3 protein-coding genes are annotated in these 1996 nt (G+C 46.2%); all 3 read left to right on the top strand.

Annotated elements, in window-relative coordinates; genetic code table 11:
* Positions 1-187: 187 nt before the first annotated feature.
* Positions 188-505, top strand: a complete 318-nt coding sequence (locus RMO84_RS19635; protein WP_310490125.1) for a tetratricopeptide repeat protein — start codon at positions 188-190, stop codon at positions 503-505.
* Positions 506-547: 42 nt separating this feature from the next.
* On the top strand, positions 548-1321 hold the full coding sequence (gene rfbF, locus RMO84_RS19630; RefSeq protein WP_310490124.1) for a glucose-1-phosphate cytidylyltransferase: 774 nt from the start codon (positions 548-550) through the stop codon (positions 1319-1321).
* A gap of 35 nt (positions 1322-1356) precedes the next feature.
* The coding region (locus RMO84_RS19625) for a GDP-mannose 4,6-dehydratase (protein ID WP_310490123.1) at positions 1357-1996 on the top strand (640 nt) is incomplete at its 3' end.

Genomic DNA, 1996 nt, shown 5'->3' with positions numbered 1-1996 from the left:
AGCGGAAAGTTGGTAAGTTAGAGGAATAGTTTGGGATTCATACGAGATATCGCCACTATGTATTCACCAACCAAAAACAGAACGGAATAAGGAAAAAAATAAATTCACAAAAATCTTCGTAATTCTTGCGGGGATGGCCTTTCTCGGTTCGAGTGTCGCTGGATTGAGCGGCTCGATTAGCAGTTCGATGAATGAACCGGCTGCAAATGAAAAAGCCGCCCAATCTCAGAATGCCCAACTTGCAGCCGAAGAGAAAGGTTATGCCGCAGTTTTACAACGCGAACCCAATAATCAGACCGCTCTCAAAGGTTTGATTTCGATTCGGCTGCGTCGTGGCGATGTCGCTGGCACCAGAACTGTCCTCGCGCAATTGGTCAAACTCAATCCAACCGAGCGGCAATACCAAGAATTGCTAGAGGCGATCGATAAACAGATCGCAGATACTCAGAAAGTGGGTACTTTAAAGACAACCACTCCACAGCAGCCAACTCAAAAGACCAAGTAGTTGCTGGGGAAAGGGTTCATTTATTCCCCATCAATTCATTCTATGAAAGTTGTTCTCTTGGCAGGTGGTTTAGGTACGCGTCTGACTGAAGAAACTGAAATTCGTCCCAAACCAATGGTAGAAATCGGCGGTCGTCCGATTCTGTGGCATATCATGAAACACTATTCCCACTACGGATTTCAAGAGTTTCTAGTGGCCTTGGGTTATAAAGGCGAATATATTAAACGCTATTTTCTAGATTATTACAGTCTCAATGGGAGTATGACTCTAGATTTAGCTACTGGTTCGGTACAACCTCAAGTCAAAGAATGTGAAGACTGGAAACTCCATTTGTTAGATACTGGAGTTCAAACCAATACTGGCGGAAGACTCAAACGCTTGGAACCTTATCTTGGCAATGAGACATTCATGATCACCTATGGTGATGGCGTCAGTAATATCGATCTTCAGCAATTATTAGAATTTCACAAGTCCCATGGCAAATATGTGACAGTTAGTGCGGTGCGTCCACCAGCAAGATTTGGGGGACTGGTGCTAGAAGGTGATTTAGTCACTAACTTCACCGAGAAGCCCCAAGCTGGAGAGGGCTGGATCAATGGCGGGTTTCTGGTGATGGAACCCCAAGTTTTTAAATACTTAACCAACGATAGTGCCGGCTTAGAAGTTGAATTATTAGAACGGTTAGCGATCGACGGACAGTTAGCCGCTTATCGTCACTACGATTTTTGGCAATGTATGGATACCCTTCGCGATAAATACAATTTAGAAAATTTCTGGCAAAGTGGCAATCCGCCCTGGAAAGTTTGGGAATACTAAACAAGTGGGTTGTGTTTTACTCGGCTGGAAAAAAGATGAGTCTACGTAATAATTTTTGGGATAATCGACCGACGTTAGTCACGGGAGCGACTGGTTTGCTCGGTGGCTGGTTGGTAAAACGGCTGTTAAATTTGGGCGCGGATGTCGTTTGTGTGATTCGCGATTCGGTACCGCAATCGGAACTAATCCGCTCTCGCTCGATCGAGCGGGTGAAGGTCGTCCGTGGGGATGTGTGCGATCGCGTCTTCCTCGAACGAGTACTCGGCGAGTACGAAATCGATACGGTGATGCATCTAGCCGCTCAAACGATCGTCGGCATTGCCAATCGCAACCCCATTTCAACTTTCGAGACTAATATCGCGGGTACGTGGCAATTGCTCGAAGCCTGTCGCCACAGTCCTACCGTCAAGCAAATCGTGATGGCTTCCTCCGATAAGGCTTACGGTGACTGCGATACGCTACCTTATGTAGAAACTACTCCTCTTCAAGGTTTACATCCCTACGATGTCAGCAAATCCTGTGCTGACTTAATTGCCCAAGCTTACGGACACACGTATAACTTGCCCGTTGCCATTACTCGCTGCGGCAATTTTTATGGTGGTGGCGATCTCAATTGTCCCAGGAATAATCCGATTCCAATTGAGATCGCCACCACCATAAAAATTGCCGCAGCGA

Source organism: Chamaesiphon sp. VAR_69_metabat_338 (assembly GCF_031423935.1).
Taxonomy (GTDB): Bacteria; Cyanobacteriota; Cyanobacteriia; order Cyanobacteriales; family Chamaesiphonaceae; genus Chamaesiphon.
This window is presented reverse-complemented; position numbering and strand designations above follow the sequence as displayed.